Source organism: Saccharopolyspora sp. NPDC002578 (assembly GCF_053592695.1).
In genome coordinates, this window is the sequence record NZ_JBSFWJ010000074.1 from 1 (window position 1) to 25573 (window position 25573).

Sequence of the window (25573 nt, forward strand, 5' to 3'; positions counted from 1 at the left end):
CCGGTGCCGCGTTCGGGCTGGGAATGCTGCTGGTCACCGCGGCGCCCGCCGCCGCGGAGGGCTACGTCTACACCGGCAAGTGGTACAACACCGCCGCCGCGTGCGACCAGGCCTGGGCGGACGCGCACGGCGGTGGTGGCGGGACGAGCCTGGGCCACGAGTGCCGCCGCAACTCCGTCGGCGTGTACGAGCTGTGGGCCTACCAGCTCTGATGATCCGGCGTTGACCGGATGACGTGCGGCGAGGTCCCCGGCCGGGAACCTCGCCGCACGTCGCTCGACGCGGTCCGCGAATTCGGTGCGGTGCAACGTCTTCCGGGCCAGGTCTACTTCGCGGCTCGTTCCGGGTCGATGTCGGTGTCCGGGTGGACCGACTCCGACGCGGGAGGGCCGCCCTGGGTCTCCGGAGCCGCGAGCCACACGCCCAGGGCGAGCACGGCGGTCAGCGCCGTCACCCCGAAGGCCACCTCGTACGAGACGGCGTCGGCGATCATGCCCGTGACCAGCGGCCCCACGATCGCTCCGACGTCGGCGGACATCTGGAACGCGGCCAGCACCGGACCGCCCTTGCCCTTGCTGCCGAGCAGATCGGCGACGGCCGCGTTCTGCGCCGGGTTGAGCAGTCCCGCGCCGACCCCGGCGACCAGCGACGCCACCAGGAAGACCGCGACGGAACCGCTGAACCCCAGTGCCGCGGTGCCGACCACCGAGACGGCGAGGCCGAGCAGCGCCATCGGCTTGCGGCCGTGGCGGTCGGAGATCCGCCCGGACAGCATGATCACCGCCGCGTTGCCGACGGCGAACACCGACAGCGCCACCCCGGCCATCGCTTGCGTGGAGTGCAGCGCCTCCACCACGAACAGCGGGATCAGCGCGATGCGCACGCCGAACACGGCCCAGCCGGTGCTGAAGTTCGACAGCATCGCCGCGCGGTAGATCCGCGACCCCAGCGCCTCGCGGACCGTCATCGCCGGGACGTCGTCCTTCACCGGCGCGGCCAGCGTCGAGTTCCGCAGCAGCAGCCAGCCGACGAACGCGGCGAGGAACAGCGCGGCACCGTAGATGAGGAACGGCAGCCGCAGCGAGTAGGCGACCAGCAGGCTGCCGATGATCGGGCCGGAGACGTTGCCCAGCAGGAAGCTCGTCGCCCACAGCCCGGAGGCCCGCCCGCGCTGCTTCGGCGGCGACAGCCGCACCAGCAGCGCCACCACGGACACGGTGAACATCGTCGAACCGGTGCCGCCGAGCGCCCGGAACACCAGCAGTTGCCAGTACGAGTCGGCGAAGGCGCAGGCCGCGCTGCTCACGCCGACGATCGACACGCCCCACACGTAGATCGGGCGCTCGCCGAACCACGCCACGAGCCGACCGCTCGCGGGAGCGAAGGCCAGCCGCATGAAGGCGAACGCGCTCACGATGAACGACGCCGCGGTCACCCCCACGTCGAACGAGGTCGCGAACGCCGGCAGCGCGGGGGAGACGATGCCCATCCCGATCGCGACGATGAAGCTGCCCGTGACCAGGATCCAGATCTCGCGCGGCAACCGCTCCTCGGTGCCGGACCCGCTTGTCCGCATCGACATCCCTGACCTCACGCCGCCTCGCTCCCGTTCGACGAACCGGACGCGATCGCACTCCGGCCAGAGGGGTAGAACCAGCGCCGGAGCCTGCGCATTCCCAGCAGGTGACAGTCCCTTGACAACAACGTTCGAGCGCATCCGGGGGGCGTCGGAACCACGGGGATCGCGAGGCGGGAACACGATGCAGCGGTCTCAACGTCCGCGTTCGGCGCGGTGATCCACGCGCCGCGATCACCAGGCGGTTCAGCCGAAGGCGCCCGCGTACGCGTTGAGCGCGGGCTGCCCGCCGAGGTGGGCGTAGAGCACGTTCGAGCTCTGCTCGATCTCGCCGTCGCGGACCAGGTCGATCAGCCCCGCCATCGACTTCCCCTCGTACACCGGGTCGATGATCATTCCTTCCAGCCTGCCGCAGAGCCGGATCGCGTCGATCGTCGACTGCACCGGCACGCCGTAGAGCTCGCCCGCCCAGCCCGCGAGCACGGTGATCTCGTCTTCGCGGAGCTCCCGGCCCAGTCCGATCAGCTCGGCCGTGGCGCGGGCGATCCGCGCGACCTGCTCGCGCGTCTTGTCCAGCGTGGCGGAAGCGTCGATGCCGATGACCCGCCGCGGGCGTTCCTGCCCGGCGAACCCGGCGATCATCCCGGCGTGCGTGGAGCCGGTGACGGTGCAGACGACGATGGTGTCGAAGAAGACGCCCAGCTGCTCCTCCTGCTGGGCGACCTCGTCGGCCCAGTTCGCGAAGCCGAGCCCGCCGAGCTCGTGCTCGGACGCCCCGGCCGGGATGCCGTAGGGCGTTCCCCCGGACGCCCGGACCTCCTCCATCGCCTCCTCCCAGGACTCGCGGATGCCGATGTCGAACCCGGCCGGGTCCAGCCGCACGTCGGCGCCCATGATCCGGGAGAGCAGGATGTTGCCGACCTTGTCGTTGACCGAGTCCGGCCAGTCCACCCACTTCTCCTGGACCAGCCGCGCGCCGAGCCCCAGCTTCGCCGCGACGGCCGCGACCTGGCGGGTGTGGTTGGACTGGTAGCCGCCGATGGAGACCAGCGTGTCGGCGCCGGAGGCGAGCACGTCCGGCACGATGTACTCCAGCTTGCGGGTCTTGTTGCCGCCGTAGGCGAGGCCGGAGTTGCAGTCCTCGCGCTTGGCCCAGATCCGCGCCCCGCCGAGGTGGGCGGTGAGCCGATCGAGCGGGTGCACCGGACTGGGGCCGAACAGCAGCGGGTAGCGGGGGAAGTCGGCGAGCGACATGGAGCTCCTGCGTCTCGTCCGCGGCGGTTCCCTCCGGAGCCGCCGCACCTGCTGGTGCCGGACCACCCGGCACCACTGATCACCCGCCGATCCTGCGCGGCGACCCCACCGCACGCCACCCCCGTTCCCGCTGCACGGGAAATCAAGAGGAAGCCCGCGGCTGCGGAGTCGTTCGCAGCTGCCGCGGGAGCTTCGTCCGTGTCCGGTGTGTCAACGGAAGCGCAAGATGACGAGGAGGGGGAAGTACCAAGCGCACAAAGGTTCCGATGGGCGAGATTGTCCTCTCACCAGGGACAACCGCTAACCAGGTGGTGTTGATCGCTCAGCGGGTTCTCTTCGGCCTCGGGATCACGCTCGCGGACTTGAGTGATTCCGGTGATTCCGTCTGGGAACCGGTCGCCTCAACCCGATGCGGGGAACCGAGACCTGACGTCCGCTTCGGACAGGTCGAAGTCGGCGAGGTGGTAGCGGTGCGAGGGTTTTCGGGCTCCGGTGGTGCTTTCGGCGTGCAGGCGCCGCATCGCCGCGTCGGCCTCGTCGCCGAGCTCCAACCCGAAGTGGTCGTAGAGCGCGGCCACCGTGCCCAGCGGGTCGGCCACGAAGTCCTCGTAGCGCACGTCGTAGAACCGCGCCTGGTCGTGCTTCGCCCGCTCGGCGGTGAACGCGGCCAAACCGCGGGACCACAGCTCCAGCTGGTCGCGACCGACGGTGCCGCCCCGGAACGTCTCCGACCAGTCCGCGCTGGCCTGCGCGTTGAGGCTGCACACGGAGGCGATCGCGACTTCGGGCGCGCGGTGGGTCTGCACGATCAGCGCGTCCGGGTAGACCGCCAGCAGGGCGTCCAGGGCGAACAGGTGGCTCGGGTTCTTCAGCACCCAGCGGCGGTGCGGATCGGGCAGGCCGATCAGCTGGAGGTTGCGCCGGTGCCTGCGGTAGGCCGCCGTCCAGTCCTGGCCGGCCAGCCACCGCGAGTACGACGGGACGTGCGCGAGGCATTCGTAGGAGATCGAGCGCATCGACTGCCGCAGCAGCTGCCAGCACTCCTCGACCTCGTCGGCGGACATCGCGTGCACACCGAGGAATTCGGGGTGGCGCACGTGGTATTGCCGGTACCCGGCTTGGATGTGCTGGAACACCGGGTCGTCCGGCCACGTCTCGCGGGGCGGCCTCGGCTGCGGTGCCTCCGTCAGCCACACCTCCAATCCCTGGTGCGCGGGGTCGGCGGTGAGCAGCCGGTGCAGCGCGGTCGTGCCGGTGCGGGGCAGGCCGGTGACGAAGATCGGCCGGGCGACGGGCACGTCGGCGTGCTCGGGGTGCGCCCGCCACGCGGATTCGCTGAGCGACCGGGCGACCAGCGCTCCCCGCAGGAACGACCGGTGCACCTTCTCGCCCAGCGGTGTCAGGCCCGCCTCGCGCTCGTAGGACTCCAGCAGCGCGGCGAGCCCGTCGGTGTAGTCGTCGGGGCCGAAGTCGTCCAGCCCGGTGCGCCGCGTCGCGGAGGCGTGCAGGTCGGCCACGGTGCCCACACTCATGATGTCCCCTTCAGTGGTGGTACTCGCCGCCGTTGACGTCGAGGCACTGGCCGGTGATGGCGCGTGCCATGGGGGAGGCGAGGAAGAGCACGGCATCGGCGATCTCGTCCGGCTCGGGCAGCTTGCGCAGGTCGGTGGTCGCCGCCGTCTCGTCGTAGACCTGCCGCGGGTCCACGCCGCGTTCCTTCGCCAGCTGGGCGAAGTACCACTGCAGCGAGCCCGCCCAGATGTAGCCGGGCGCGACCGTGTTGACGCGCACGCCGCGCGGGCCCAGCTCGGTCGACAGGGTCTGCGCCATCGACAGCAGGCTCGTCTTCGCCATCTTGTACGCGCCGAAGGTGCGCCGGGAATGCCGCAGCACCGCCGAATTGATCATTACGACCGAGCCCTGCCGCTCCACGAGCAGCGGCGCGCACTCGCGCGTAAGCCGCAGCGCGGCGAACGCCCCGGTCTCGAACCCGGCGCGCACCGCGTCGAGGTCGGTGTCGAGCAGCTCGGTCCGCGGGGGGATCGCGAACGCGTTGTTGATCAGGACGTCCAGCCGCCCGAACTCCTCCGCCGCGGCCTGGGCGAGCCGTCGTGGCGCGTCCTCGTCGGTGATGTCGACCGCGGCCGTGACCGCTCGCCTGCCCAGCGCGGTTACCTCCTCGGCGACCGCGTCGAGCCGGTGCCGCGTGCGGGCGGCGAGCACCACGTCCGCACCGGCCGCCGCGCACCGCACCGCGAGCGCCCTGCCGAGCCCGGGGCCGATCCCGGACACCAGAACCACCTTGTCCCGCAACAACGTCATCCGAGCATCCTCTCCGCGACCGCGATCTGCCGCGCCGCGATCCGCTCCGCCCACTCGGCGGGGGTGATCCGCGAGCGCTCGTGGTGCGGGAGCTTCGCGGGCAGCTCGGCGACGTCCACCACCTCGACCTGCGGGCCGTCGGCGGGACCCAGCTCCCGGGAAAGCCGCTGCCAGCGGATCTGGACGAATCCGCGGGAATGCCCCAACCGTTCCAGCCAGTTCGCGACGCCGGGGTCGCGCTCGCTGATCACGAACCGGAGCATGCCGTCCGGGTCGGTCCGCGCCTGATCGGCGGTGAGGCTGGTCTGGTGGTCGCTGTAGTCCAGCGAGACGTACCACCGGCTGCCGAGCTGGATTCCCTGGTACGGCGCTTCGGACGCGGGCACGGTGACGATCATGGCCTGGTCGTCGGCGAGGTCGTAGTGCCCCGCTGAGGAGAACTGCGTGGCCAGCCCACCGGGGGTGCGCCGCGGCTCGGTCATCGTGTTCGCGGGCAGGTCCAGGTAGAACCACTCCGGGAACGCCAGGAACGTCCGCAGCCGGTTGAGCAGGATCTTGCCCGCGACCCCGTACCGCTTCTCCAGCGTCGTGCGCTGCCGCGGCGGCGGCGCCGAACCGAGCCGGTCGGCGCGGTGGATGCGCAGCGTGCCGCGCCGCTCGGTGCTCCAGTCGCCGTAGACCTCGCGCACCACGAGCATCGCCGACCCTTCGCCGAGCACCACGTACCCGGGGCCGGCCTGGGTGCGGTCGGGCCCGAACCGCAGCTCGAACCGGCCGTCCGGGCCGATGTCGAGCTCGCGGTCGTCGAAGGCCGTGAGGCTGTCCGGCACCTCCACCGGCGAGTAGTCGCCACCGAGCACCTGGAAACTCAGGTCGCGGGTGGAGCCGCGGGTGCCGGTGACGACGTACTCGGCGTCGTCGCGCAGGTAGGCGTGGAAGTACAGCGCGTCGGGGTTGTCCAACCCCATCTTGGTGTGCGGCCCGGTGGAGCTGACGAAGAACGGGAAGTCCCGCTCGTACGCCCAGGCCATCTGCAGCGAGGCCCGGATGCTTCCCGCCAGGTACTCGTAGCCCTCGACCAGGTCCTGCTCGGTCCGGATGTGCGGTGCCTCGGCGATGACCTTCTCGGCTTCGACGACGGCGTCGGCGAACGGCTGAGTGAGCATCGACCGAGAGTAGAACTAGTTCTAGTGAGTGGTCAACGCTCGCGCCAGCGGTCGGCGGTCATCCGGAAGCCCGGCAGCTCGCCGAGTGCGACCACGTACTCGTAGGTCCGGGTGAACCCGGTGTGCCGGATGCGCCAGGCGCCGTCGCCGCCGCGCGCGTACCGGTCCTCGTAGAAGGCGGCGCCCTGGATCATGGTGTGGTCGTGCTCGGTCGCGATCACGGTGTCGGTGAAGCACCAGGTGCCGGTGGCGGTGTCGCCGTCGAGGTGGATCTCGGGCTGTTGCGCCGAATGCGCCGTGATGATGCCCGGCGTGAGCGTCTCGCGCAGGAAGCCGACGATCGCGTCGCGCCCGGCCCGCCGCAGGGGGCCGCCCTGGACGGCCGTGCCGTACTCGGCGGTGGCGTCGACCGTCAGCGTGTCCGCGAGCTCGTCCCACTGCTTGAGGTCGACGCAGCGGAGGTAGCGGTGCTTGAGCCGTTTGATCTCTTCGAGAGCCGCGATGTCCATCTCGGCAGTCTTGCGAGTCCGCTCGCCTGGCGCAAGAACCTGTTCTACTTGTCGGTCCTCGCGGAATGATCTTTTGATCGGTGTCTTGTCAGCGAGGAAGCCGCTGGGGTTCCGCTACCCGATCAGCTCCGCAGGTCATGCTGAACCGACCCCTGGGCGCCTCCGCGGCGTCCGCTGCGGCAGATCTCCTCCCTGGCGGTTCGAGCTCGTCGCGACGCTTTGGCTAGCGTGTCCGCTCGTGGCGAAGCTCTACTTCCGGTACGGAGCGATGAACTCCGGCAAGTCGACGGCGCTGATCCAAGTGGCGCACAACTACAGGGAACGCGGACAGCACGTCCTCGTGGTGAAACCGACGGTCGACACCAAGAGCCCGCAGGTGGTGTCGCGGCTCATGGTGAGCAGGGAGGTCGACCTCGTCCTGGACGAGGAGGCCGCCCTGCGCGATGCCGTGCTGGCCGCGGGCGCACCGGACTGCCTGCTCGTCGACGAGGCGCAGTTCCTCACCGGAGCCCAGGTCGAGGACCTGTTCCGGCTCGCCGTGCAGGACGGAATCCCGGTGATCGCCTACGGGTTGCGCAACGACTTCCGCACCCGCGGGTTCCCCGGCAGCCTCCGGTTGATGGAACTGGCGCATTCCATCGAGGAGCTCAAGACGATCTGCCGCTGCGGGCGCAAGGCGACGCTGAACGCGCGCACCGTCGGGGGCGCCTTCACGCGGGAGGGCAGCCAGGTCGCCATCGACGGCGAGGTCGGCTACGAATCCATGTGCGGAACCTGCTACCTGCTGAAGATCGGCACCCTGGGGTAGCGGTCCCCCGCGACCTCGGATCGAGTGGCTGCGATCACGTGCCGGCGGTGTCACGTCCGCCGCCGCCGCGCCGTCCCGACCGAGGAAGCGGACGAAAGGATCGTGATGATGAGGACCGTCATCGTGTGCGTCTCGGTGTCGCACGGCAACACGCGTCGCGTCGCCGACGAAATGGCCCGGGTGCTGGACGCGCGGGTCGTGGCACCCGAGCAGGCCGACCCGGCGGAGCTCGCCGCGGCGGACCTGGTGGGATTCGGTTCGGGCGTCTTCCGCGGCAAGATGCACCCCCGCCTGACCGGCTTCGTCGAGGAGCTGCCCGGACGGCGGGGCAGCGCCTTCGTCTTCGCCACCAGCGGCTTCCCCGAGATGCCGCTGCTGCCGTTCTCCCGGCCGCTGACCCGGCTGCTCGAAGGCAAGGGCTTCGCGGTGGACGGCACCTTCTCGTGCCGCGCGTTCGACACCTGGGCACCGTTCAAGCCGATCGGCGGGCTCCGCAAGCGCCGCCCGAACGACGCAGACCTGGCCGCCGCGCGCGCGTTCGCCGCGAAGGTGCGCGCGGGGCGCGCGTAGCGGCGATGAGCCGGTCCCGCGTTCGGTCAGGTGGCGCACCCCGGCCGTTGATGCGGCGAGCGTGGATGTCGGGGAACCCGCGGATTCTGCCTGCCGTGCGCCCGCGGGCTCCCCGGCTGGTCGTCGCAGGCGGCTGCACGACGGTGATGCTGTTGTCTGCTGGTCTCGCCAGTGCGCCTCATATCTGAAATCGTGTTGCCGGAGGAAGAGTGCGCAGGTATTTCCGTGGGCGGGTTGTCGAGGGATTCTGCTCGGTGCGGTTCGAATTGGGCTCCTGATTGATCGGCCGCCTCCGGAGTCCCATTGGCTGATCGGGTCTTGTGGGGGATGTTCTTGATTTGTTAATGGAAGCGCTTTCAAATGATTGATGCGGTCTGAGGTGTCGGAAGAATGCCGCGGGCGGGTCGCTTGGGCCTAGGGAATCCCCTCGGTGGGGCGTCGGCGGCTTCGGGTGGGCGTGCCGTTCCGGCATGCCTCTGGCGGCTAGGCCAGGGCAGGAGGGTGCTTTGGTGATATCGGCCGGGCGGTTCGGCCGCAGTTCCTGGGCAATCGGGGAAAGGCCAAGTTGGTCTGGATGGAGTAGGTGCTCACGCGGTTCCCGGCGCTAGAGTCGGTTTAGAGTTGGGTCTCGACGGCTCAACCTGCGTAGAATTGTGTTGAGGGTGGAGTCGTGTGGCGTTGCGTCAGATTCCCTGATCGTGTTGTGCACAACCGTCGACGATGTTATCCAGGAGCGCTGAGCTCGTCTTCGTCAATCGGAATAATGGTCTCGCCCTGTGTCGGTGGCTCGGGCGAGACCATTGTTGAGGGTTTTCCCGATCCTCGTTTTCGGGAGGAAAGGTGATCGGCCGGGCGGTCCGGGTGCGGCGTCGCCGGGATGACGGCGGGGATGTGGTCGGGAGGGTGATCCCGTGCATCGAAGAACGCCCCCATGGGCAGGTGGCGCGGGAGGGCAGGCATCAGGACGAGCCGGGGGGACGGGCGTTGGGGATCGGTCTGCAGGAGTCGGTGGGCGACGTCGAGGGGCCGAAGATCGTGGTCCACACCAACGACCGGCTCGCGGGAGCGGGGATCGTCGCCACCCTGCGCCAGCTGCCCGAAGCGAGCATCGACGTCACGGCCAACGAGTCCGACCTGTTGCGGGCGCTGGAGAACGCGCACATCGACCTCGTCGTGGTCTACTTCGACTCGCTGCTCGAAGACCCGGGACCGGCGCTGCTGCGCAACCGGATGCGGCACTCGCAGGCGACACCCGTGCTCGCGGTGCTCTCCAGCGGCTTGGACGACGTCCTGCGCGCGCTCGAAATGGGGGTGCGCGGGCTGGTGACGAAGTACGACGAGCCCGCGGTGCTGGTCAACACCGCGCGGGCGCTGCTCAACGGCGAATGCAGCCTGGCGCCCACCATCACCACCCACGTCGTGCAGATGATCAATGAGACCGGTCGGCTGTCCGAACCGGCGGACCAGGTGGTCTTCGACGTGCTCACCAACCGGGAGCAGGAGATCGCGCAGATGCTCGCGATGGGCATGACCACCAAGGAGATCGCCACTCGCACCTTCATCACCAGGGCCACCGTGAAAACGCACATCTCCAACGTGCTCAGCAAGCTCAACTTCGACGAGCGGTCCCAGATCGTGGCGATGGTGTACCGCACGGGCTGGCTAAACAAGAGACTCTTCACGGAATCGGCGGAGTGAGGCCTTCCCCGGTCGGTGTGCGCAGGGTCGGGTGGCGGAACCTCGGCGTTCTTCCCGCTGCGGGATCTTTCTCCCGAGTGGCTCCGCCACGAGGGAAGACCCCGTCCTCGCGAGAAGAACGCTGAGCACCCGCGGGTGGTCCGGCTGGCTGCGTGGTCGCTGCTCAGCGGCTCCTGGCAGGACAAGGAGCTTTTCCGGGAACTGCGGGAAATTCGCTGCGGGTCAGGATTCCGGGGTCAACGGGAGGGTGTTGTCGGTGACCGGGGAGGACAGGACGATGGAGGTCGTCGTGCGGCCGACCTCGGTCATCTTGGACAGGACCGATTCGAGCCTGCCGACGTCGGGGACGGCGACCTTGAAGATCCAGCAGTCCTCGCCCACGACGTGGTGCGTCTCCATGACCTCGGGCAGGCGCAGCAGGTCCTGCACCGCCTCGTCCCGGTAGCCGACGCCGAACGCGGCGAGGCGGATGAACGCCACGATGCCGAAGCCGAGCTTCGCCGGGTCGAGGCGCACCGCGTAGCCGGTGATCACCCCGGTCCGCTCCAAGCGGCGCAGCCGCTCGGCGATCGCGGGCGCGCTGAGCCCGACGCGGCGGGCCAGCTCGGCGTGGGAAGTCCTGCCGTCCCGCTGGAGGTCGGCGAGCAACGCGAGGTCGATCGAGTCCATTTCCGAAGGTGTTTCCGCCACGGCGCCTGTCTTTCGAAGGTGATGGACACGTTCCGCCTACGATATATAAGCTGAACGCATCGTGTCGTGTCACCGTGCCGGTACCGGGGTGGTGCGCGCAAGCCGCCGAGCACGCCAAACGCAGGAGGTCACCGCCGGTGAGCGATCGACGAATCGGGCTCGCGCAAGGAACCGCGCTCTACGTGGGCGCCATCCTCGGCGCGGGCGTGCTCGCCCTCCCGTCCCTGGCGGCGCAGATCGCCGGTCCGGCGTCGGTGCTCGCGTGGCTGGCGCTGGTGGCGCTGTGCGTGCCGGTGGCGGCGACCTTCACCGCGCTCGGCACCCGGTACCCGGACGGTGGCGGCGTCGCCACCTTCGTCAAGCAGGCCTTCGGGCCGCAGGCCAGCGCGGCGGTGGGGTGGTGGTTCTACTTCGCGCTGCCCATCGGAGCCACCGCCGTCGCCTACGTCGGCGGCCAGTACGTCGCGCACGCCTTCGGCGCGGGCGACGACGTGGCCTACCTGGTCGCGGCCGTGATCGTGCTGATCGGGCTGACGACCAACGCGATCGGCCTGCACGTCTCGGGCGGGGTGCAGCTGCTGCTGATCAGCGTGCTGGCCCTGCTGATGGTCGTGACCGTGCTCGCCGCGCTGCCGAAGGCCGACCCCGGCAACCTCGCGCCGTTCCTGCCGAACGGGTGGGCGGCGGTGGGACGCGCGGCCAGCGTCCTGTTCTTCACCTTCGCCGGATGGGAGGCGGTCACGCACCTCTCCGGCGACTTCGCCGACCCGAAGCGGGACCTGCCGAAGGTCACCGCCTGGACGCTGGTGGTCGTCGGCGTCCTCTACGTCGGGCTCGCGCTGACCTGCGTGCTCGTGCTCGGACCGCGGCTGGCGGCCTCGTCGGTGCCGATCACCCTGCTGCTGGAGGAAGGGCTCGGCTCCGGGGCGGCGATGCTGACCGGCGTGCTGGCGTTCCTGCTGACCACCGGGGTGATGAACGCCTACCTCGCCGGCGGGGCCCGGCTCGGTGCCGCGCTCGCGCGCGACGGTGCGCTGCCGCTGCCGCTGGCCCGCGGTGGCGCGGCGGGGGAGACCCCGCGCCGCAGCCTCGCGGTGCTCGGTGGCGTCACGGTCGTCGTGGCCACCGGGGCGCTGGCGGCCGGGATGGACCTGGGGAACCTGATGCTCGCCGCGTCGGCGTGCTTCATGGCCGTGTACGTCGCGGGGCTCGCCGCCGGTGCGAAGCTGCTGCCCACCGGCTCGGCGGTCTGGATCGGTTCGCTGGTGGCGTGCGCGGTCATGGCCGTGGTGCTGGTGTTCTCCGGGTGGTTCCTGCTGCTGCCGGTCGCGCTGGCACTGGGCTCGCTGGCGTTCCGCCGCTACGCGAAGCCGAAGACGCCCGTCGCGGCCTGAACCCCCTGATACCGAGGAGAATTCGCACAATGGCGCATCACGTCCCGACCTGCGTGGGCAAACCGGATCGGTGGATCCCGAAGCACGGTCTCGACGAGAAGGACATGCTGCGGAGCTGGTTGCGGTTCGGGCGCGACACGATCCGGGCCAAGGTCCGCGGGATCACCGCCGACGGCGCCGCCTACAACCCCACCCGGTCCAGCACCTCGCTCGGCGGCATCGTCAAGCACCTCACGACCGTCGAGCAGCACTGGTTCCAGGAAGTTCTGGGGGGAACGACCCTGCCGATGCCGTTCGGCCCGGAGAACCCGGACGGCGACTGGGTTCTGGGCGCCGGCGAGGACTTGCCGGTGCTGCTGGAGCGCTACGACGCGGCCTGCGCGGCGAGCGACGCCGTCATCGACGAACTGGAGCTCACGAGCACCGGCGCGCAGACCGCGGGCGACTACACCCTGCGCTGGGCCCTGTGCCACGTCGCGCTCGACACCGCCCGCCACGCCGGCCAAGCCGACATCATCCGCGAGCAGTGGGACGGCGAACGCGGCTGGTAACGCCACGAGGCGGGGCTCCACTTCGGAGCCCCGCCTCGGATGGCCTCAGCGCCTGTCTTCGACGTCGCATTTCCGGTGTGCGCGCGAGTTGTTCATCGCAATCTTGTCAGCGGCGAAGCCGCTGAGCAGCGACCACCAAAGCAAGAAGACCACCCGCGGGTTCTCAGTAGTCTTCTCGCGAGGACGGCTTTTTCCCTCGTGGCGGAGCCACTTGGGAAAAAGATCCCGCAGCGAGAAGACTACTGAGGTTCCGCCACCCGACCTGCTACGCAGACCGAGGCCGGATACCCGACGAACTCAGTCGTTGGAGCGGCGTTTGACCATGTCCGCGCTGATCTCGGTGGCGCGCTGGGCGAGGACGCTCAGCAGCGAGTCGGAGATGCCGTGGGTGTCCTCGTTGAGGCCGTGCAGGTAGATCCCCGCGCGGTCGTCCTCACCCAGTTCCACCCGGTAGTTCCGGTCGACGGTCGCGTCCCGCGCTCCGGCGCCCTCCACCGCGGAGCGCACCAGGCCGGGCGGTCGCTGGTCGAACCCGGTGCCGAGCAGCACCACGTCGCAGCGGACCTCGGACTTGCGCTCGGTCTTGCGGTCGAACGTGGTGAGCACGACCTCGTCCCCGTCGACGCGGGCCGAGGTGATGTCGGTGGTGGTGACGATCCGGAAGCGCTCGTCGCCCACCAGTCGTTGCAGGTATTGGTCCCGGTAGAGCGAATCCAGCAGGTACGGTGCCAGGCCGGCGTAGTTCGTGGTGCGCATTTCCGCGTTCATGCGTTCCCGCTGCTGCGGCGGCGCGCTGTGGAATTCGTCGACGAAGGACGAGTAGTAGAGCTCGTTGGTGAACGAACTGGTCTGGTAGTAGTCGAAACCGATGGACCGCATGATGATCGTGGGACTGCTGCCCGGGACGTAGTCCTGAACGGACGCGAACATTTCCGCGGCGCTCTGCGCCCCGCCGACCACGACCGGGCGCCGCCAGCCGTTGTCGCGCAGTTCCTCGACCCGGTCCAGGAATCGGGTGCTGTGGATGAGGCGGGATTCGGGGAGGTCCCGGAACACCGCCGGAACGTGCGCGTCGCGGCCGATCCCGAAGACCACGTCGCGGGCCGTCACCGTCGAACCGTCGCCGAATCGGGCCGACCAGCCGGTGACCGTTCCGTCCTCGCCGACGATCGGGGCGATGGTCTCGCACCGCGTGTTGTACCGGGACCGCACTCGCGACAGGTTCGACGCGGCCCACCGGAAGTAGTTCGAGATCTCCAGGCGGTACGGGTGGAAGGTGCCGAGGTTGACGAATTCGTCCATCCGGCCCTGTTCGTGCAGGTAGTTGAGGAAGGTGAAGCGGCTGCGCGGGTTGCGCGGCGTGGCGAGGTCCTTGACGAACGAGACCTGGCTCTGCGCCCAGGGGATGAGCATGCCGCGCTGCCACTGCACCTCGGCGTGCTGTTCGACCATCAGGGTCTGCTCGGCAAGTCCGGACTCGGCGTCCTCCAGCGCCACCATCAAGGCCAGATTGGACGGACCGGCTCCCACGGCGAGCACTTCAACGTCGAATGAAGTCAAGGCTACCCCATTAAAAATCCGACAAGCGGGCGTGTGGATTGGTGCGGCAGCGGTGCGGTGTGCGCACGGCTACCGCGAGGAGAAATCTACCGGCCGAAAAGCCGATCCGGCCTCGATCGGCGGCCGAAACGCACTGCACGTCGGTGCACTTCGGCTGAGCCGGAATGCGGGAAATCGACGACTTCGCCTCCACCTTCGCGGTAGTCGTGCCTGCGATTCCGGACCCGAATACGACGATCGGGGAGGTGGTGGAGTCGCGGGACGAACGGCGCCGAGGTGAACGGAGTCGCGTGTTCGCCCGGAAGCGCTAGTCGAACGTGGAGACCGTTCTCCGTGCTCAGCGCGGGACACCGGCGAATTCCATTCGTAGTGTTCGGATCACTCGCCGGTGCGGCCGGCGAACCGATGAGGACGACACCTTGGGAGATCGCCGTGGACCTGCGTTCCTGGCCGAGCAACGGGTTGACCTACGAGGCCGACTACAACCTGAGAGCGAAGCGCCTGTCCGCTCCGGAGGTCATCGGGAAGTTCCCGTTCGAAGGCGCGTGGTGCGCGGTCGAACCGGGGCAGACGTCCACGGCGCACGCGCACCACGAACGCGAGATCTTCTTCTTCTTCGGTGGGACGGGCACGGTGCGGGTGGGCGACGAGGCGGAACCGGTCGCCTACGGCGACGAGGTGCACATCCGGCCCGGCGTGGAGCACGAGGTGACCAACGACGGCGCCGACGACCTCGTCTACCTGTCCATCTGGTTCCCCACCGGCGAGGCGACCCCCGCATGACGGCGGACGTCCGGGTGCTCGTCGTCGGTGCCGGGGTCATCGGTGTCAGCGTCGCGTACCACCTCGCGGCGCACCCCTCGGTGCAGGTCACCGTCTGCGAGCAGAACCAGGTCGCGGAGGTCGGTGCGACCGCGAAGTCCGGCGGTCTGATCCGCGGACTGCACATGTCCGATGTGGACTTGGAGCTGGCCGCGCGCGCGGTCCCGCTGATGCGCGACCTCACCGCGCGGCACGCCGGCCCGGGGCGGTTCCGGCGCACCGGGTTCGCGTTCATCACCGACGAGGCCAACCGCGGCGTGCTCGAAGCCCACGTCGCGCGGGCCCGGCAGGCCGGCATCCGGATCGCCTTGCACGATCGGGAATCCGTGCGGTCCGCGCACCCCGATCTGCGGCTCGCCGCCACCGAGGTGGTGGCCGTCGAGCAGGACGCGGGCTACGCGGCGCCCGCGGAGATCTCGGCGGCGCTGGCGCGGCTGGCGGCCGACCGGGGCGTGCGGTTCCGCCTCCGCAGCCGGGTGCAGCACTTGTCGGTCGGCGAAGGCGGGCCGGTCGTCGCCGAGCTGCCCGGCGCGGACGTGGAGGCCGATGTCGTGGTGCTGGCCAACGGGATCTGGTCGCACCACCTGGGCGCCACGGCCGGGGTGAGCGTGCCCATCCGGTCCCGTCCCATCGGTACGGCCTCGGTCGCCGCCACCGGCGCCGGACCGGTGCGGATTCCGCTGGTCATCGACGACGTCCTCGGCACCTACTACCGGCCGGACGGGGACGCGGGCGTGCTGTTCGGGGTGGACCAGGAGCTCGGCGACGAACGGGGCTCGGCCGAACTCGACCGGCGCACGGTGCTCGCCGCCCGCGACGCGCTCTCCGAACGGGTCCCCCGCACCGCAGGGGCCGCCGTGGTGGGCGGCGGCGTGGGCTTCGAGGCGTACACACCGGACCGGCGGCCGCTGGTGGGCTGGTCCGGGAAGCCCGGGATCTACCTGGCCACCGGGATGAGCGGCGGCGGTTTCAAGCTCGCCGCCGGAGTCGGGCACGCCGTCGCGAGCGAGATCGCGACCGGGGCGCCGAACCCGATGTCCGCCGCCTACCGGCCGGACCGGTTCGCCACCAGCGAATCGATCTCGTCGGACTACACCTACAGCACGGTCTGAGCGCCCGCTGCCGACCTCGTCGTCCCCGGTGCGCACCGCCCGCCCGCCATCGGCGGACCCGCTGAGCAGCGACCGGCTCCAGCGGAACGACCGCCGGGGAGCCCTCGGCGGTCCCTCCGCGAGGACGCCGCGCTCGCCGCACAGCGGCGCGCAACAGGAAGTCGCGGCCACACCCGGCGAACGCCGGTGCGGCAGCCGCTGAGGTACCGCTGAGCAATCCGCTGAGCGGGCCAAGTTCCACGACAGGCTCTGAGGTTCGAGGTGACGAACATTCTCCCGCGCATGAAAGAGGACTTGGACACGGTCCTCGGCAAGGACCCGTCGGTCCGCAGCAGAGCCGAAGCGCTGCTGCACGCCAGCATCACCGCGCTCTGGACGTACCGGATCGCGCACCGCTGCTACCGGAACCGCCGGTACGTCCCAGCCAGGGTGCTGGCGAACGCGGCGCGCATCCTGACCGGCATCGAGATCCACCCCGGTGCGCGCATCGGACGGCGGTTCTTCGTCGATCACGGTGCCGCCGTGGTGATCGGCGAGACCTGCGTCATCGGGGACGACGTGATGCTCTACCACCAGGTGACCCTCGGCTCGGTGGGCTGGTGGAAGGACGGCGGTCCGGGCTCCACCCGGCATCCCGTCATCGGCGACCACGTCGTGGTGGGCACCAACGCGAGCGTGCTCGGTGCCATCGAGATCGGTGCCGGGGCGCACATCGCCGCCCACGCGGTCGTCACCCGCTCCGTGCTGCCTGGGGCCGTCGTGCACGCCAGGGACGGCAGGCAGGGCGCGCGCACCCCGGCTTCCTGACGTCCCCGTTCGCGCGAACGGTTCGCAGTGCCTTTCCGACCGCATGCCCGCTACCGCATGCCCGCTACCGCATGCCCGCTACCCGCATGCCCGCTTGCCCGCTTGCCCACTACCGGTTTGGGAGTTCCTGTGGAGAACAAGACGTACGTGGTGACCGCGGCCCCGCCGAACCCGAACGGCGACCTGCACCTCGGTCACCTCTCCGGCCCTTTCCTCGGCTCCGACGTGCTATCTCGCTACCTGCGCCAGACCGGTCACCGGGTGCACCACGTGAGCTACGCCGACGAGCATTCCTGCTACGTGCCCCGGAAAGCGGCGGAGATCGGCGAGGATCCACATCGGACCGCGTACCGCTTCGCCCAGCGGATGGAGCGGTCCCTGGCCGGCGGCAACATGCTCCCGGACCGCTTCGCCCACCCCAAGCAGGACCCGCGGCACGTCGAAGTGGTGCACGACCTGTTCCTGCGCCTGTGGGAGCGCGGTCGCCTCGAAGTCCGCACCCAGCGCGTGTTCCACTGCGAGACCTGCGACCTCAACCTGTACGAGGCCGAACTCACCGGACTGTGCCAGGAGTGCGGTTCGACCAACGGCGGCATGTACTGCGAGGCGTGCGGCTGGCCGCAGGCCAGCGACGGGCTCGCCGAACCGCGCTGCCACTTCTGCGGCGAAGCTCCGTCCATCGTGGACGAAGAGCGGATCGTGCTGCCCGTGGAGCGGTACCGCAAGGCGCTGCGCAACTACCTGGACTCCGTCGACCTCCGCCCGCGTCCGCGCGACTTCATCAAGGCGCTGCTCGCCGAGCCGCTGGAGGACGCCGCGTTCACCCGGCGCGGCACCTACGGCGTGCCCGTGCCGCTGCCCGGGTGGGAGGGCCACATCATCGACACCTGGTTCGCCGGGGTGTGCGGCTACCTGTTCAGCCTGGACACGTTGCAGGGCGGGATGAACTCGGAAAGGTCCGGCCGCGACATCTGGGAGGACCCGGAGACCGCGGTGGTGCACTTCCTCGGTTTCGACTGCCTGTACTCGCACGCCGTGTTCTGGCCCGCGCTGTGCATGGCGGAGGAGTCGCTGGTGCTGCCCGAGCAGATCGTGACCAACGAGTTCTACCAGCTGGAAGGGCTGAAGTTCTCCACCAGCCGCGGTCACGCCATCTGGGGCTCGGAGTTCTTCGAGGAGCACGCGGCCGACGCCGTCCGGTTCTACCTGGCACGCACCAGCCCGGAGACCGAGGAGACCAGCTTCTACCGGCAGCGCTTCGACGCGGCGACGCGGGAACTCGGCATCTACTTCGGAGACACCGCCGAGCTGCTGGTCGGCATGGTGCGGCGCAGCTATGCGGGGCGCATCCCGCGATTCGACGCCGCAGCGCCCGGCAAGTACACCGCGATGGCCCAGGAACGGGTCGACCGGCTCGCCGCCGCGTTCGACGTCCGCACGTTCTCGCTGCGGTCCGCGGCGGAGGAACTGCGCTCGTTCGCGGTCGAGACCTACTCCGAGGTGTTCCGGATCTACTCGCTGGGCCAGGAGACCGCGGGCGGCGGGCGGCGGCTGCACGACCTCGCGGAGGCGTTCCTGCGGCTCGTGGTGGCCGCCTACCCGATCATGCCGACCTGGTCGGAGTCGGTGCTGCGCCACTTCGGCGCCGAGGTCAGCTGGTCGCTCGACGGGCTGCGGACCTGGCCGGAGGCGTCGGTGAACCTGACCGGCGACGCGCTGGTGGGCCCGGAGCTGCGCACGCCGCTGGCGCGGTACCGGGGGCAGCGTTGACGCGGACGTTCGGCCGCCTGCTGGCCGAAGTGGTCGGCGTGGGGCTGCTGCTGTGCGTGCCGGTGCTCGCGGACCGGATGGTCGACGTCGCGTCGTGGCTGCTGACGTGCTCGCTCGGGCTGGTCGTCGGGGTGGCGACCCGCCTGGCGCTGGCGCACCGCACCGCGGATCGCGGTGTGCTCGCGGGCGATCCGGTGGAGCAGGGCGTGATCAGCGCTTGGTACGTCGGCGGCATCCTCGCCGGGCAGGTGTTCCTGTGCGGGTTCGCCGGGCACGTGGTGGCCGCGGCGATCGGCGCCGGCGGCGCGGGCGGCTGGATCGGCGTCGGGCTGCTCGTGCTCAGCGGACTGCTGGCGCTCGCCCGCCCGGCGCTCGGCGACGCGGCGAAGCGGGCCCGGACGGTGCTCACGGTGCTCACCGCGCTGGTGTGGTCGTGGTGGCCCGCCGCGGTGGACCTGTCCGGCACGTCGAGCGCGGTGAGCGCGGCCGGGCCGGTGGCGACCGGGCTGCTGTTCTTCGTGTCCATCGTGGGCTGGGAGGTGCGCCGCTCCTGGTCGCCCGCGGAATCCCGCACCGGACGCCGGGTGCTGCTCCCGGTCTTCCTGGTGGTGGCCGCCTTCGGGGCCGGGCTGATCTCGTTGCGGCTGGTCCGCGCGGGAGCCGACGGGCCGGGGAGCGCGGGCCCGGTGCTGGCGGCCCTCGTCGGCCTGCTCGCGGTGAGCTACTGCCGCACCAACCTGGTCGCGGCCTCGACGTTGTCGGCGGGCCTGCGCGGCACCCGCGGTCCGCTGCCGGTGGCAGCGGCGGTGGCGCCCGTCGCGGTCGTGCTGGTGCTGGCGCAGCTGCGTGGCTGGGAGGTCGGCTACTTCCTCTACGGGCCCGCCGCGATGACGTTGTGCCTGTTCGCCTGGATGTCCGGCAGGGTCGCCGCCAACGCGGCGGCGGCGACCGGTGCGCGGGTCGCGGGCATCGCCGGCGCGGGGGCGCTGCTGGTGGTGTCCCCGGCGCTGGGTCCGGCGATCCTGTTCCCCGGCGTGGTCGGGGCGATCGCGTTCGCCCGGTTCGCGCTGGTGCGACCCGGTGGTCCGGCAGGCGCGGCGAGACGTTCGGGAACCGAGATCGAGGAGGCAACGTGATCATCGAGATCCGCACCTACCGGCTGGAGCCCGGAACGGGGGAGAGCTTCGCGGGGCTGCTGCGCGACAGGTCGGTGCCGATGCTGCGCCGGTCCGGGATCCGCGTGCTCGACCACGGGCTCTCGGCGGTCGCCGAAGACGGCCACGAGGAGGCGTACCTCATCCGCGCGTTCCCCGACCTGGAGACCCGCGTCGCGCAGGAGAACGCGTTCTACGGCGGTGACGCCTGGAAAACCGGGCCTCGGGAGGAGATCGTGTCCCGCATCAGCAGCTACCACACCATCGTGCTGGAAGTGCCCGAGCAAGCCGCGACGAGCCTCGCGAAGGACGGTGCGGCGTGATTCCGCCGGTCCGCTGATCCGGGCATGATGAGGCCGGGGCGCGGTATCGGCCGTGCCGCACCGCGGCGAGGAGGCGACGTGCTGGACATGCGAACGGCGTGCGAGCGGTGCTCGGCGGAACTGCCGCGCGATTCGACGGAGGCCTACATCTGCTCCTACGAATGCACCTTCTGCGCTCGGTGCACCACCGAACTAACCAGAACCTGCCCCAACTGCGGCGGAATCTTGCAGTTGCGGCCTTCTCGGGTTGGGCCTGCGTAGGGGTGGGGTGGCGGAAACTCAGCGGGATTCTCGCTGCGGGATCGTTTTCCCGAGTGGCTCCGCCACGAGGGAAAAAGCTGTCCTCGCGAGAATCCCGCTGAGAACCAGCGGGTGGTCCGGTTGCGTGCGTGGTCGCTGCTCAGCGGCTTCGCCGCTGACAAGACGGGGAACGCGTTCTTGTTCGGTAAGTCAGTTCCGGTCTCGGGCCAGAGCTGGGGCGGGGGTTTTGCGGGCGGGGCGTAGGACTTGGCGGTTGACTGCTAGGGCGGTGAGGGAGAGGAGGGCGATGGTGGCCGCGAACAGCTGGAAGGTGGCGGTGGTGCCGATTTCTCGCACCAGGAATCCGACGATCACGGCCGGGACCGAGATCGCGCAGTAGGCGACCACGTAGAAGGCGGCCATGACGCTCGCCCGGTGGGTCGGTGGGGCGATCTCGCCCACCAGGCGGATCGAGCCGACCATGCTGGTGCCGACTCCGGTGCCGATCACCAGGCTGGCTGCGATGAACAGCACCGGTGCCGGGAATTCCAGCGACAGCGCCATGATGGCCACTCCGGCGACCAGCGTCACCAGGCCGCCCGCGATGAGGGTGCTCGTGGCGCGCGCCTTCAGCAGCAGCGGTGCGACGGCCGAAGCCCCGCCCAGCGCGAAGATGGCGAGCCCGGCGGCGAGGTAGGTCTGCGACCGCAGCAGCGCCGGGGCCAGCGTCGGCACCAGGGACTGGTAGAGCCCCACGTTCGCCCACGCGGCCGTGATCCCCAGCCCGGACAGCACGAACGGTGCCCGGATGCCGCGCGGAACCCGCGGTCCCGCGAACCGCAGGCGGCGCGGCCCGGAACCGCGCGCCACCGTCTCCGGCAAGAACGCGGCGGTAACGACCAGCGCGGCCACCAGGACGGCCAGCACCGCGAACGGAACGACCAGCGGGCTCGGCGAGAACTGCACCAGCACGGCCCCGAACAGCCCGCCGCAGCCGACCCCGAGCGAACTGGCGACGGCGTTGAGCAAGCCACCCCGTCCGGGTTCCGCGGGCGGAGCGAACTCCAGCAGGGCGGCGCCGGCCGCGCTGATCGCGATCCCGGTGGCGAGCCCCTGCAACCCGCGCGCGACGAACAGCCAGCTCACCGAGTACGCGTTGAGGAACACCGCCATCGCGGCGAGCAGACCGACCAGCCCCGCGATGATGACCGGCCGCCGACCCCAGCTATCGGACAGGCGCCCGAACAGCAGCAGCGCCACGAGCACCCCGACGCAGTACACCGCGTACACCAAGGTCAACGCGGGCGTCGAGAAACCCCACTGCGCCTGGTAGAGCTTGTAGAGCGGGGCGGGGGCGGTCGCCGCGGCCAGGCAGAGCCCGATCACCGCGGCGGACACCGCGAACGCGGCGCCACGAGCGAGCCGACGCGGGCGCGCGAGGGTCGAATCCGATTCGTGCACGAGTCCCGAGTCTGCGCCGGGCTCGCAGCGCGCACGAGTGGCAGAGTCGACAACCTTCGTCAAGATCGTGACATACGCTGTCGGCATGCCCACCGGAACCGTCGCTGTGGCGGTAGTGGACGGCATGCCGATGTACGAGCTGTCCATCGCGTGCGAAATCTTCGGCACCGCCCGGCCCGACCTCGCCGACCCCTGGTACTCGCTGCGCCTCTGCGCCGCCGACCCCGGCGGCACCTCCGTCCAAGGCGGGTTCCAGGTGCGGACCGAGCACGGGCTCGACGCCCTGGCCGCCGCGGACACCGTCGTGGTGCCCGCGCTGCCCGACCACGGGACCGAACCGGAACCGCGCCTGGTGGACGCGGTGCGGGCGGCGCACCTGGCCGGAGCCAGGATGGTGGCGCTGTGCACCGGCGCGTTCGCGTTCGCCGCCGCGGGCCTGCTGGACGGGCGCCGCGCCACCACGCACTGGCTGCACGCCGACGCGCTGGCGAGCAGGTATCCGCGGGTGCGGGTCGACCCGGCGGTGCTCTACGTCGACGAGGGCGACGTGCTCACCAGCGCGGGACGGTCCGCCGGCCTCGACCTGTGCCTGCACCTCGTCGGCGTCGACCTGGGCACGGGAGCGGCCAACCGGCTGGCGCGCCGCCTCGTCGCGCCGAGCCACCGCCCCGGCGGGCAAGCGCAGTACATCGAAACCCCCGTCCCGCGCTACGACGACGGGCTCGGGCCGGTGCTGCACTGGATGGTCGAGAACCTGCACGCCCCGCTGACCATCGCCGACGTGGCGCGGCACGCGGGGCTGAGCACGCGCACCCTCCTCCGCCGCTTCCACGACTCCACCGGCACGACCCCGTTGCGCTGGCTGCACGAACGGCGGCTGGCGAGCGCGCGCGAACTGCTCGAAGCCACCGATCACTCCATCGAGGACATCGCGCGGCGCTGCGGCATGGGCTCCGCTGCGAACCTGCGCCACCACTTCACCCGCAACCTGGGCACCTCCCCGACCCAGTACCGCCGCACCTTCCTCGACGCGTAGCGCGAGTCCTGGAGCGGGTGGCGCGACCTCGGCGCTTTCCTGCCCGCAGGGCCGTGTTCAGCCTTCGAGCGCCCCCGGAGCCGCTGAGCTCGTGGACGTCGTTCTGCTGGACCTGGCGGATCACCGGGTGGCCTTCGCCGGTCTGCTTCACCCGATGCACCGAGCACTGTGCTCGGTGCACCGGGGAGCTCGCGGCTCGGGCGATCTTGACGCAGCGCGCTCAGCGCGGTGCCTAAGCGGAAGCTGATCAAGCTTTCGTGGTGATCTCGCGACCAGGTGATATCGCTATGCGTAACCTGCGCTACTTTCCGTGGTCGCAAGGAATTCATGGGGATCCGCGCGCACGTCCGACGCGCGGAGTTGAAACCGGGGGAGTCCGCAGTGAGCCTGTCCGAACGCGTTCGAGTCGTCGTCGACGCTCCGGCGTTCCAGAAAGCGATCACGGCCGTGATCCTGATCAACGCGATCACCCTGGGGTGCGAGACCTTCCCGGGATTGTCGGCCCAGTACGGGGACGTGCTGCGAGCGGTGGACCAGACGGCGCTGGTCGTTTTCGTAGCGGAGCTGGCGGCGCGGTTGTTCGCCTACCGGGCCGCGTTCTTCCGCGATCCGTGGAACTGCTTCGACACCGTGATCGTCGGGGTGGCGCTGATGGCCACTTCGGGCGCGTTCGGCGTGCTGCGCGCGTTGCGGGTCCTGCGCGCGCTGCGGCTGGTGTCCGCCGTTCCCAGCATGCGGCGCGTGGTCTCGGCGCTGCTCTCGGCACTTCCGGGCATGGCGTCGATCGCCGCGCTGCTCGGGCTGATCCTCTACGTCGCCGCGGTGGTGGCGACCAAGCTGTTCAGCGCGGTCTCCCCGGAGTACTTCGGCGACCTGGCGAGCTCGCTGTTCACCCTGTTCCAGGTGATGACCGGCGAGGCCTGGTCCGAGGTGGCGCGGGAGGTGATGGACGAGCAGCCGATGGCGTGGATCTTCTTCATCCTCTACATCGCGGTCACCACCTACACCGTGCTCAACCTCGTCATCGCCGTCGCCGTCAGCGCGATGGAAACGCAGATCGCCGACGAACGGCAGGACAGCGGCCACGACGACCGGCCCGTGCTCGACGTGCTGCTGGCGGAGGTCAAGGACCTCCGCGCCGAAGTCCGCAGGCTGCACGAACCCGCCCGAGCCCCGGAGTGATCGGAGGTTCCCGTCCCGCGAGGACTCTCCTCGCGGGACTCCCGCTCAGAAGGAGGCGATCGGGTCGCCGAAGAGGGTGGCGTCGGGCGTCACGCCCAGACCGGGTCCGGTGGGCATGGTGATGTGGCCGCCCTCGATCCGGATCCCCGCCCGCGGGTCGTAGTGCTCGGCGATGTAGGGCGCGGCGATCCAGACCCCTTCGTTGAGCTCCGGGCGCACCGTGGCGCCGACGTGCAGGCAGGCGGCGGCGATCACGTCCCCGCCCCAGGCGTCGTCGCAGCTGTGCGGCAACCGCCGCGCGGCGCACAGATCGCGGAACGCGCGCATCGGCTGCAGGCCGCCGATCCGCGTCACCTTCATGCCGAACCCGTCGACCAGGCCGGTGCCCGCCGCCGTGATCACGGTGTTCAGGTCGACGCCGCCTTCGTCGAGGTAGATCGGGTGCTGCAGCTGCGGGCGGACGCGGGCCAGTTCTTCCACGCTGTCGCAGGGCTGTTCCAGCACCACGGGGATGTCGGCGCACTCGCGGCTGAGGCGCAGCACGTCGCGCGTGTTCCAGCTGCGGTTCCCGTCCGCCGCGAGCCGCACGCCCGAGCCGCCGACGGCCTCCCAGACCTTGCGCAGGGCCTCGATGTCGGTCTCCACCGGACGCCCGCCGAGCTTCACCTGAAGCCGCGGATACCCCTCGGCGACCCGGTCGGCGGCGATCCGCGCGGTCTCGTCGGGATCGCCGACGCCGGAGGAGTAGTAGGAGGGCACGCGTTCCGTCGCCGCGCCGCCCAGGAGTTCGGCCACCCGCACGCCGAGTCGCTTGCCGATCAGGTCGTGCGCGGCGATGTCGAGGGCCGCCTTCGCGTAGTGGTGGCCGTTGAGCAGCGCGTCCATCCGGCGGTGCAGCGCCAGCGGCCACAGGTCGGCGCCGATCAGCCCCGGCGCCATCTCGGCCAGCGCGGCGCGGGCGCCCCCGGCGTGGGCCTCGGCGTAGGTGGGGCCGACGGGACAGGTCTCGCCCCAGCCTTCGGTACCGTCCTCGGCCACGAGGCGCACCAGCGTCGTCTGCAGCGACCAGACGGTGCTGCTGGCGATGACGAACGGCGGGTTCGCGACCGGCAGGTCGTGCGCGTAGACGTGGATTTCGCGGATCTTCATGCGGCTCCAGACCTGGACGGCGAAGCGGAAACGGACGCCGCTTCGGCGAGCAGTGCGGCGCGGTGGTCGGCTTTCGTCGAACGATCATCCTACGGCCGGTGAGAGGGCGTGGTCATCGCCGCCGATTAGTGAACGGGTTGTTCGTTAGCGGCGTTGCGTCCGGGAGTTCTTCCGTCGACCTCCACCGGTGCACGCCGAAAACCTCCACTCCGCCGTAGCCGCTCTGCCAAGGTTTCGGTCGCTGCGTTCGAAATATGAACACAACCGTCGTGGCCGAGCTGTACCCGGCGGAGTCGCGGAAGCACCCGAGAACCCGCTGGGGTCGGTTTGCTCTGGTGGTCGCTGCAGCTGCTTCGCCGCTGACAAGGAACAGCAACAGGAACCAACTGAGGTTCCGCCACCTGACCACGACGCAGCCG

The 25573-nt window shown here is 70.4% G+C and carries 25 protein-coding genes; 15 read left to right on the forward strand and 10 right to left on the reverse strand.

Annotation, left to right across the window (positions count from 1 at the left end):
* The coding region (locus tag ACWD38_RS25500; protein WP_450125074.1) for a hypothetical protein at positions 1-212 on the forward strand (212 nt) is incomplete at its 5' end.
* Positions 213-325: 113 nt separating this feature from the next.
* On the opposite strand, the gene ACWD38_RS25505 is transcribed toward ACWD38_RS25500, so the two are convergent.
* The 6 genes from ACWD38_RS25505 to ACWD38_RS25530 form a co-directional block, all read right to left on the reverse strand.
* Positions 326-1582, reverse strand: coding sequence for an MFS transporter (locus ACWD38_RS25505; RefSeq protein ID WP_450125075.1), 1257 nt, complete (start codon positions 1580-1582; stop codon positions 326-328).
* A gap of 240 nt (positions 1583-1822) precedes the next feature.
* Entirely contained in the window at positions 1823-2830 is a 1008-nt protein-coding gene (locus ACWD38_RS25510; protein ID WP_184479772.1) for a 1-aminocyclopropane-1-carboxylate deaminase, read from the reverse strand.
* Positions 2831-3231: 401 nt separating this feature from the next.
* Positions 3232-4362 (reverse strand): sulfotransferase family protein, encoded by a 1131-nt coding sequence (locus ACWD38_RS25515; protein ID WP_450125076.1) that lies wholly within the window; start codon positions 4360-4362, stop codon positions 3232-3234.
* Positions 4363-4372: 10 nt separating this feature from the next.
* Positions 4373-5152, reverse strand: coding sequence for an SDR family oxidoreductase (locus tag ACWD38_RS25520; protein WP_184479770.1), 780 nt, complete (start codon positions 5150-5152; stop codon positions 4373-4375).
* Positions 5149-6318: a hypothetical protein gene (locus tag ACWD38_RS25525; RefSeq protein WP_184479769.1), complete on the reverse strand. Its 1170-nt coding sequence runs from the start codon at positions 6316-6318 to the stop codon at positions 5149-5151. The genes ACWD38_RS25520 and ACWD38_RS25525 overlap by 4 nt, the downstream gene beginning before the upstream one ends.
* Before the next feature lie 32 nt (positions 6319-6350).
* The gene (locus tag ACWD38_RS25530) at positions 6351-6827 is read right to left on the reverse strand and encodes a nuclear transport factor 2 family protein (RefSeq protein ID WP_184479768.1); all 477 of its coding nucleotides are present in this window, start codon (positions 6825-6827) and stop codon (positions 6351-6353) included.
* Positions 6828-7065: 238 nt separating this feature from the next.
* Between ACWD38_RS25530 and ACWD38_RS25535 the strand changes: the two genes are divergently transcribed.
* From ACWD38_RS25535 to ACWD38_RS25545, 3 genes are all read left to right on the forward strand, one after another.
* Complete coding sequence (locus tag ACWD38_RS25535) at positions 7066-7635, forward strand: thymidine kinase (protein WP_184479767.1); 570 nt, start codon at positions 7066-7068, stop codon at positions 7633-7635.
* 108 nt (positions 7636-7743) lie between these two features.
* Complete coding sequence (locus ACWD38_RS25540) at positions 7744-8205, forward strand: flavodoxin family protein (RefSeq protein WP_184479766.1); 462 nt, start codon at positions 7744-7746, stop codon at positions 8203-8205.
* 984 nt (positions 8206-9189) lie between these two features.
* On the forward strand, positions 9190-9903 hold the full coding sequence (locus tag ACWD38_RS25545; protein WP_184479765.1) for a helix-turn-helix transcriptional regulator: 714 nt from the start codon (positions 9190-9192) through the stop codon (positions 9901-9903).
* 222 nt (positions 9904-10125) lie between these two features.
* Here ACWD38_RS25545 and ACWD38_RS25550 read toward each other — a convergent pair whose 3' ends face one another.
* A complete protein-coding gene (locus ACWD38_RS25550; protein WP_450125077.1) occupies positions 10126-10572 on the reverse strand; it encodes an Lrp/AsnC family transcriptional regulator in 447 nt (148 codons plus the stop codon).
* 158 nt (positions 10573-10730) lie between these two features.
* Between ACWD38_RS25550 and ACWD38_RS25555 the strand changes: the two genes are divergently transcribed.
* Positions 10731-11987 (forward strand): amino acid permease, encoded by a 1257-nt coding sequence (locus tag ACWD38_RS25555; protein ID WP_184479763.1) that lies wholly within the window; start codon positions 10731-10733, stop codon positions 11985-11987.
* A 29-nt stretch (positions 11988-12016) separates the two neighbouring features.
* Complete coding sequence (locus tag ACWD38_RS25560; RefSeq protein ID WP_184479762.1) at positions 12017-12538, forward strand: DinB family protein; 522 nt, start codon at positions 12017-12019, stop codon at positions 12536-12538.
* A 297-nt stretch (positions 12539-12835) separates the two neighbouring features.
* Here ACWD38_RS25560 and ACWD38_RS25565 read toward each other — a convergent pair whose 3' ends face one another.
* The gene (locus ACWD38_RS25565; protein ID WP_184479761.1) at positions 12836-14098 is read right to left on the reverse strand and encodes a SidA/IucD/PvdA family monooxygenase; all 1263 of its coding nucleotides are present in this window, start codon (positions 14096-14098) and stop codon (positions 12836-12838) included.
* A gap of 405 nt (positions 14099-14503) precedes the next feature.
* Here ACWD38_RS25565 and ACWD38_RS25570 point away from each other — a divergent pair, with 405 nt between their 5' ends.
* The 7 genes from ACWD38_RS25570 (at position 14504) to ACWD38_RS25600 (ending at position 20347) form a co-directional block, all read left to right on the forward strand.
* Positions 14504-14881: a cupin domain-containing protein gene (locus ACWD38_RS25570; protein ID WP_450125078.1), complete on the forward strand. Its 378-nt coding sequence runs from the start codon at positions 14504-14506 to the stop codon at positions 14879-14881.
* Entirely contained in the window at positions 14878-16032 is a 1155-nt protein-coding gene (locus ACWD38_RS25575) for an NAD(P)/FAD-dependent oxidoreductase (RefSeq protein WP_184479759.1), read from the forward strand. The genes ACWD38_RS25570 and ACWD38_RS25575 overlap by 4 nt, the downstream gene beginning before the upstream one ends.
* Positions 16033-16314: 282 nt before the next feature.
* Entirely contained in the window at positions 16315-16839 is a 525-nt protein-coding gene (gene epsC / locus ACWD38_RS25580; RefSeq protein ID WP_184479758.1) for a serine O-acetyltransferase EpsC, read from the forward strand.
* Positions 16840-16968: 129 nt separating this feature from the next.
* The gene (locus ACWD38_RS25585) at positions 16969-18609 is read left to right on the forward strand and encodes a class I tRNA ligase family protein (protein ID WP_450125079.1); all 1641 of its coding nucleotides are present in this window, start codon (positions 16969-16971) and stop codon (positions 18607-18609) included.
* Positions 18606-19745 carry a hypothetical protein gene (locus ACWD38_RS25590; RefSeq protein ID WP_450125080.1) on the forward strand — a complete coding sequence of 380 codons (1140 nt, stop codon included), beginning with the start codon at positions 18606-18608 and terminating at the stop codon, positions 19743-19745. The genes ACWD38_RS25585 and ACWD38_RS25590 overlap by 4 nt, the downstream gene beginning before the upstream one ends.
* Positions 19742-20086 (forward strand): hypothetical protein, encoded by a 345-nt coding sequence (locus ACWD38_RS25595; RefSeq protein ID WP_450125081.1) that lies wholly within the window; start codon positions 19742-19744, stop codon positions 20084-20086. Before ACWD38_RS25590 ends, ACWD38_RS25595 begins: the two co-directional genes overlap by 4 nt.
* 87 nt (positions 20087-20173) lie before the next feature.
* Positions 20174-20347, forward strand: coding sequence for a DUF1272 domain-containing protein (locus tag ACWD38_RS25600; RefSeq protein ID WP_450125083.1), 174 nt, complete (start codon positions 20174-20176; stop codon positions 20345-20347).
* A 189-nt stretch (positions 20348-20536) separates the two neighbouring features.
* On the opposite strand, the gene ACWD38_RS25605 is transcribed toward ACWD38_RS25600, so the two are convergent.
* Positions 20537-21787 carry an MFS transporter gene (locus ACWD38_RS25605; RefSeq protein ID WP_184479753.1) on the reverse strand — a complete coding sequence of 417 codons (1251 nt, stop codon included), beginning with the start codon at positions 21785-21787 and terminating at the stop codon, positions 20537-20539.
* Positions 21788-21872: 85 nt separating this feature from the next.
* Between ACWD38_RS25605 and ACWD38_RS25610 the strand changes: the two genes are divergently transcribed.
* Both ACWD38_RS25610 and ACWD38_RS25615 read left to right on the forward strand, forming a co-directional pair.
* Positions 21873-22823 carry a helix-turn-helix domain-containing protein gene (locus ACWD38_RS25610; protein ID WP_184479752.1) on the forward strand — a complete coding sequence of 317 codons (951 nt, stop codon included), beginning with the start codon at positions 21873-21875 and terminating at the stop codon, positions 22821-22823.
* Positions 22824-23204: 381 nt separating this feature from the next.
* Complete coding sequence (locus ACWD38_RS25615; protein WP_343071440.1) at positions 23205-24005, forward strand: ion transporter; 801 nt, start codon at positions 23205-23207, stop codon at positions 24003-24005.
* A 45-nt stretch (positions 24006-24050) separates the two neighbouring features.
* Here ACWD38_RS25615 and ACWD38_RS25620 read toward each other — a convergent pair whose 3' ends face one another.
* Positions 24051-25154, reverse strand: coding sequence for a mandelate racemase/muconate lactonizing enzyme family protein (locus ACWD38_RS25620; protein WP_184479750.1), 1104 nt, complete (start codon positions 25152-25154; stop codon positions 24051-24053).
* Positions 25155-25573: the final 419 nt, after the last annotated feature.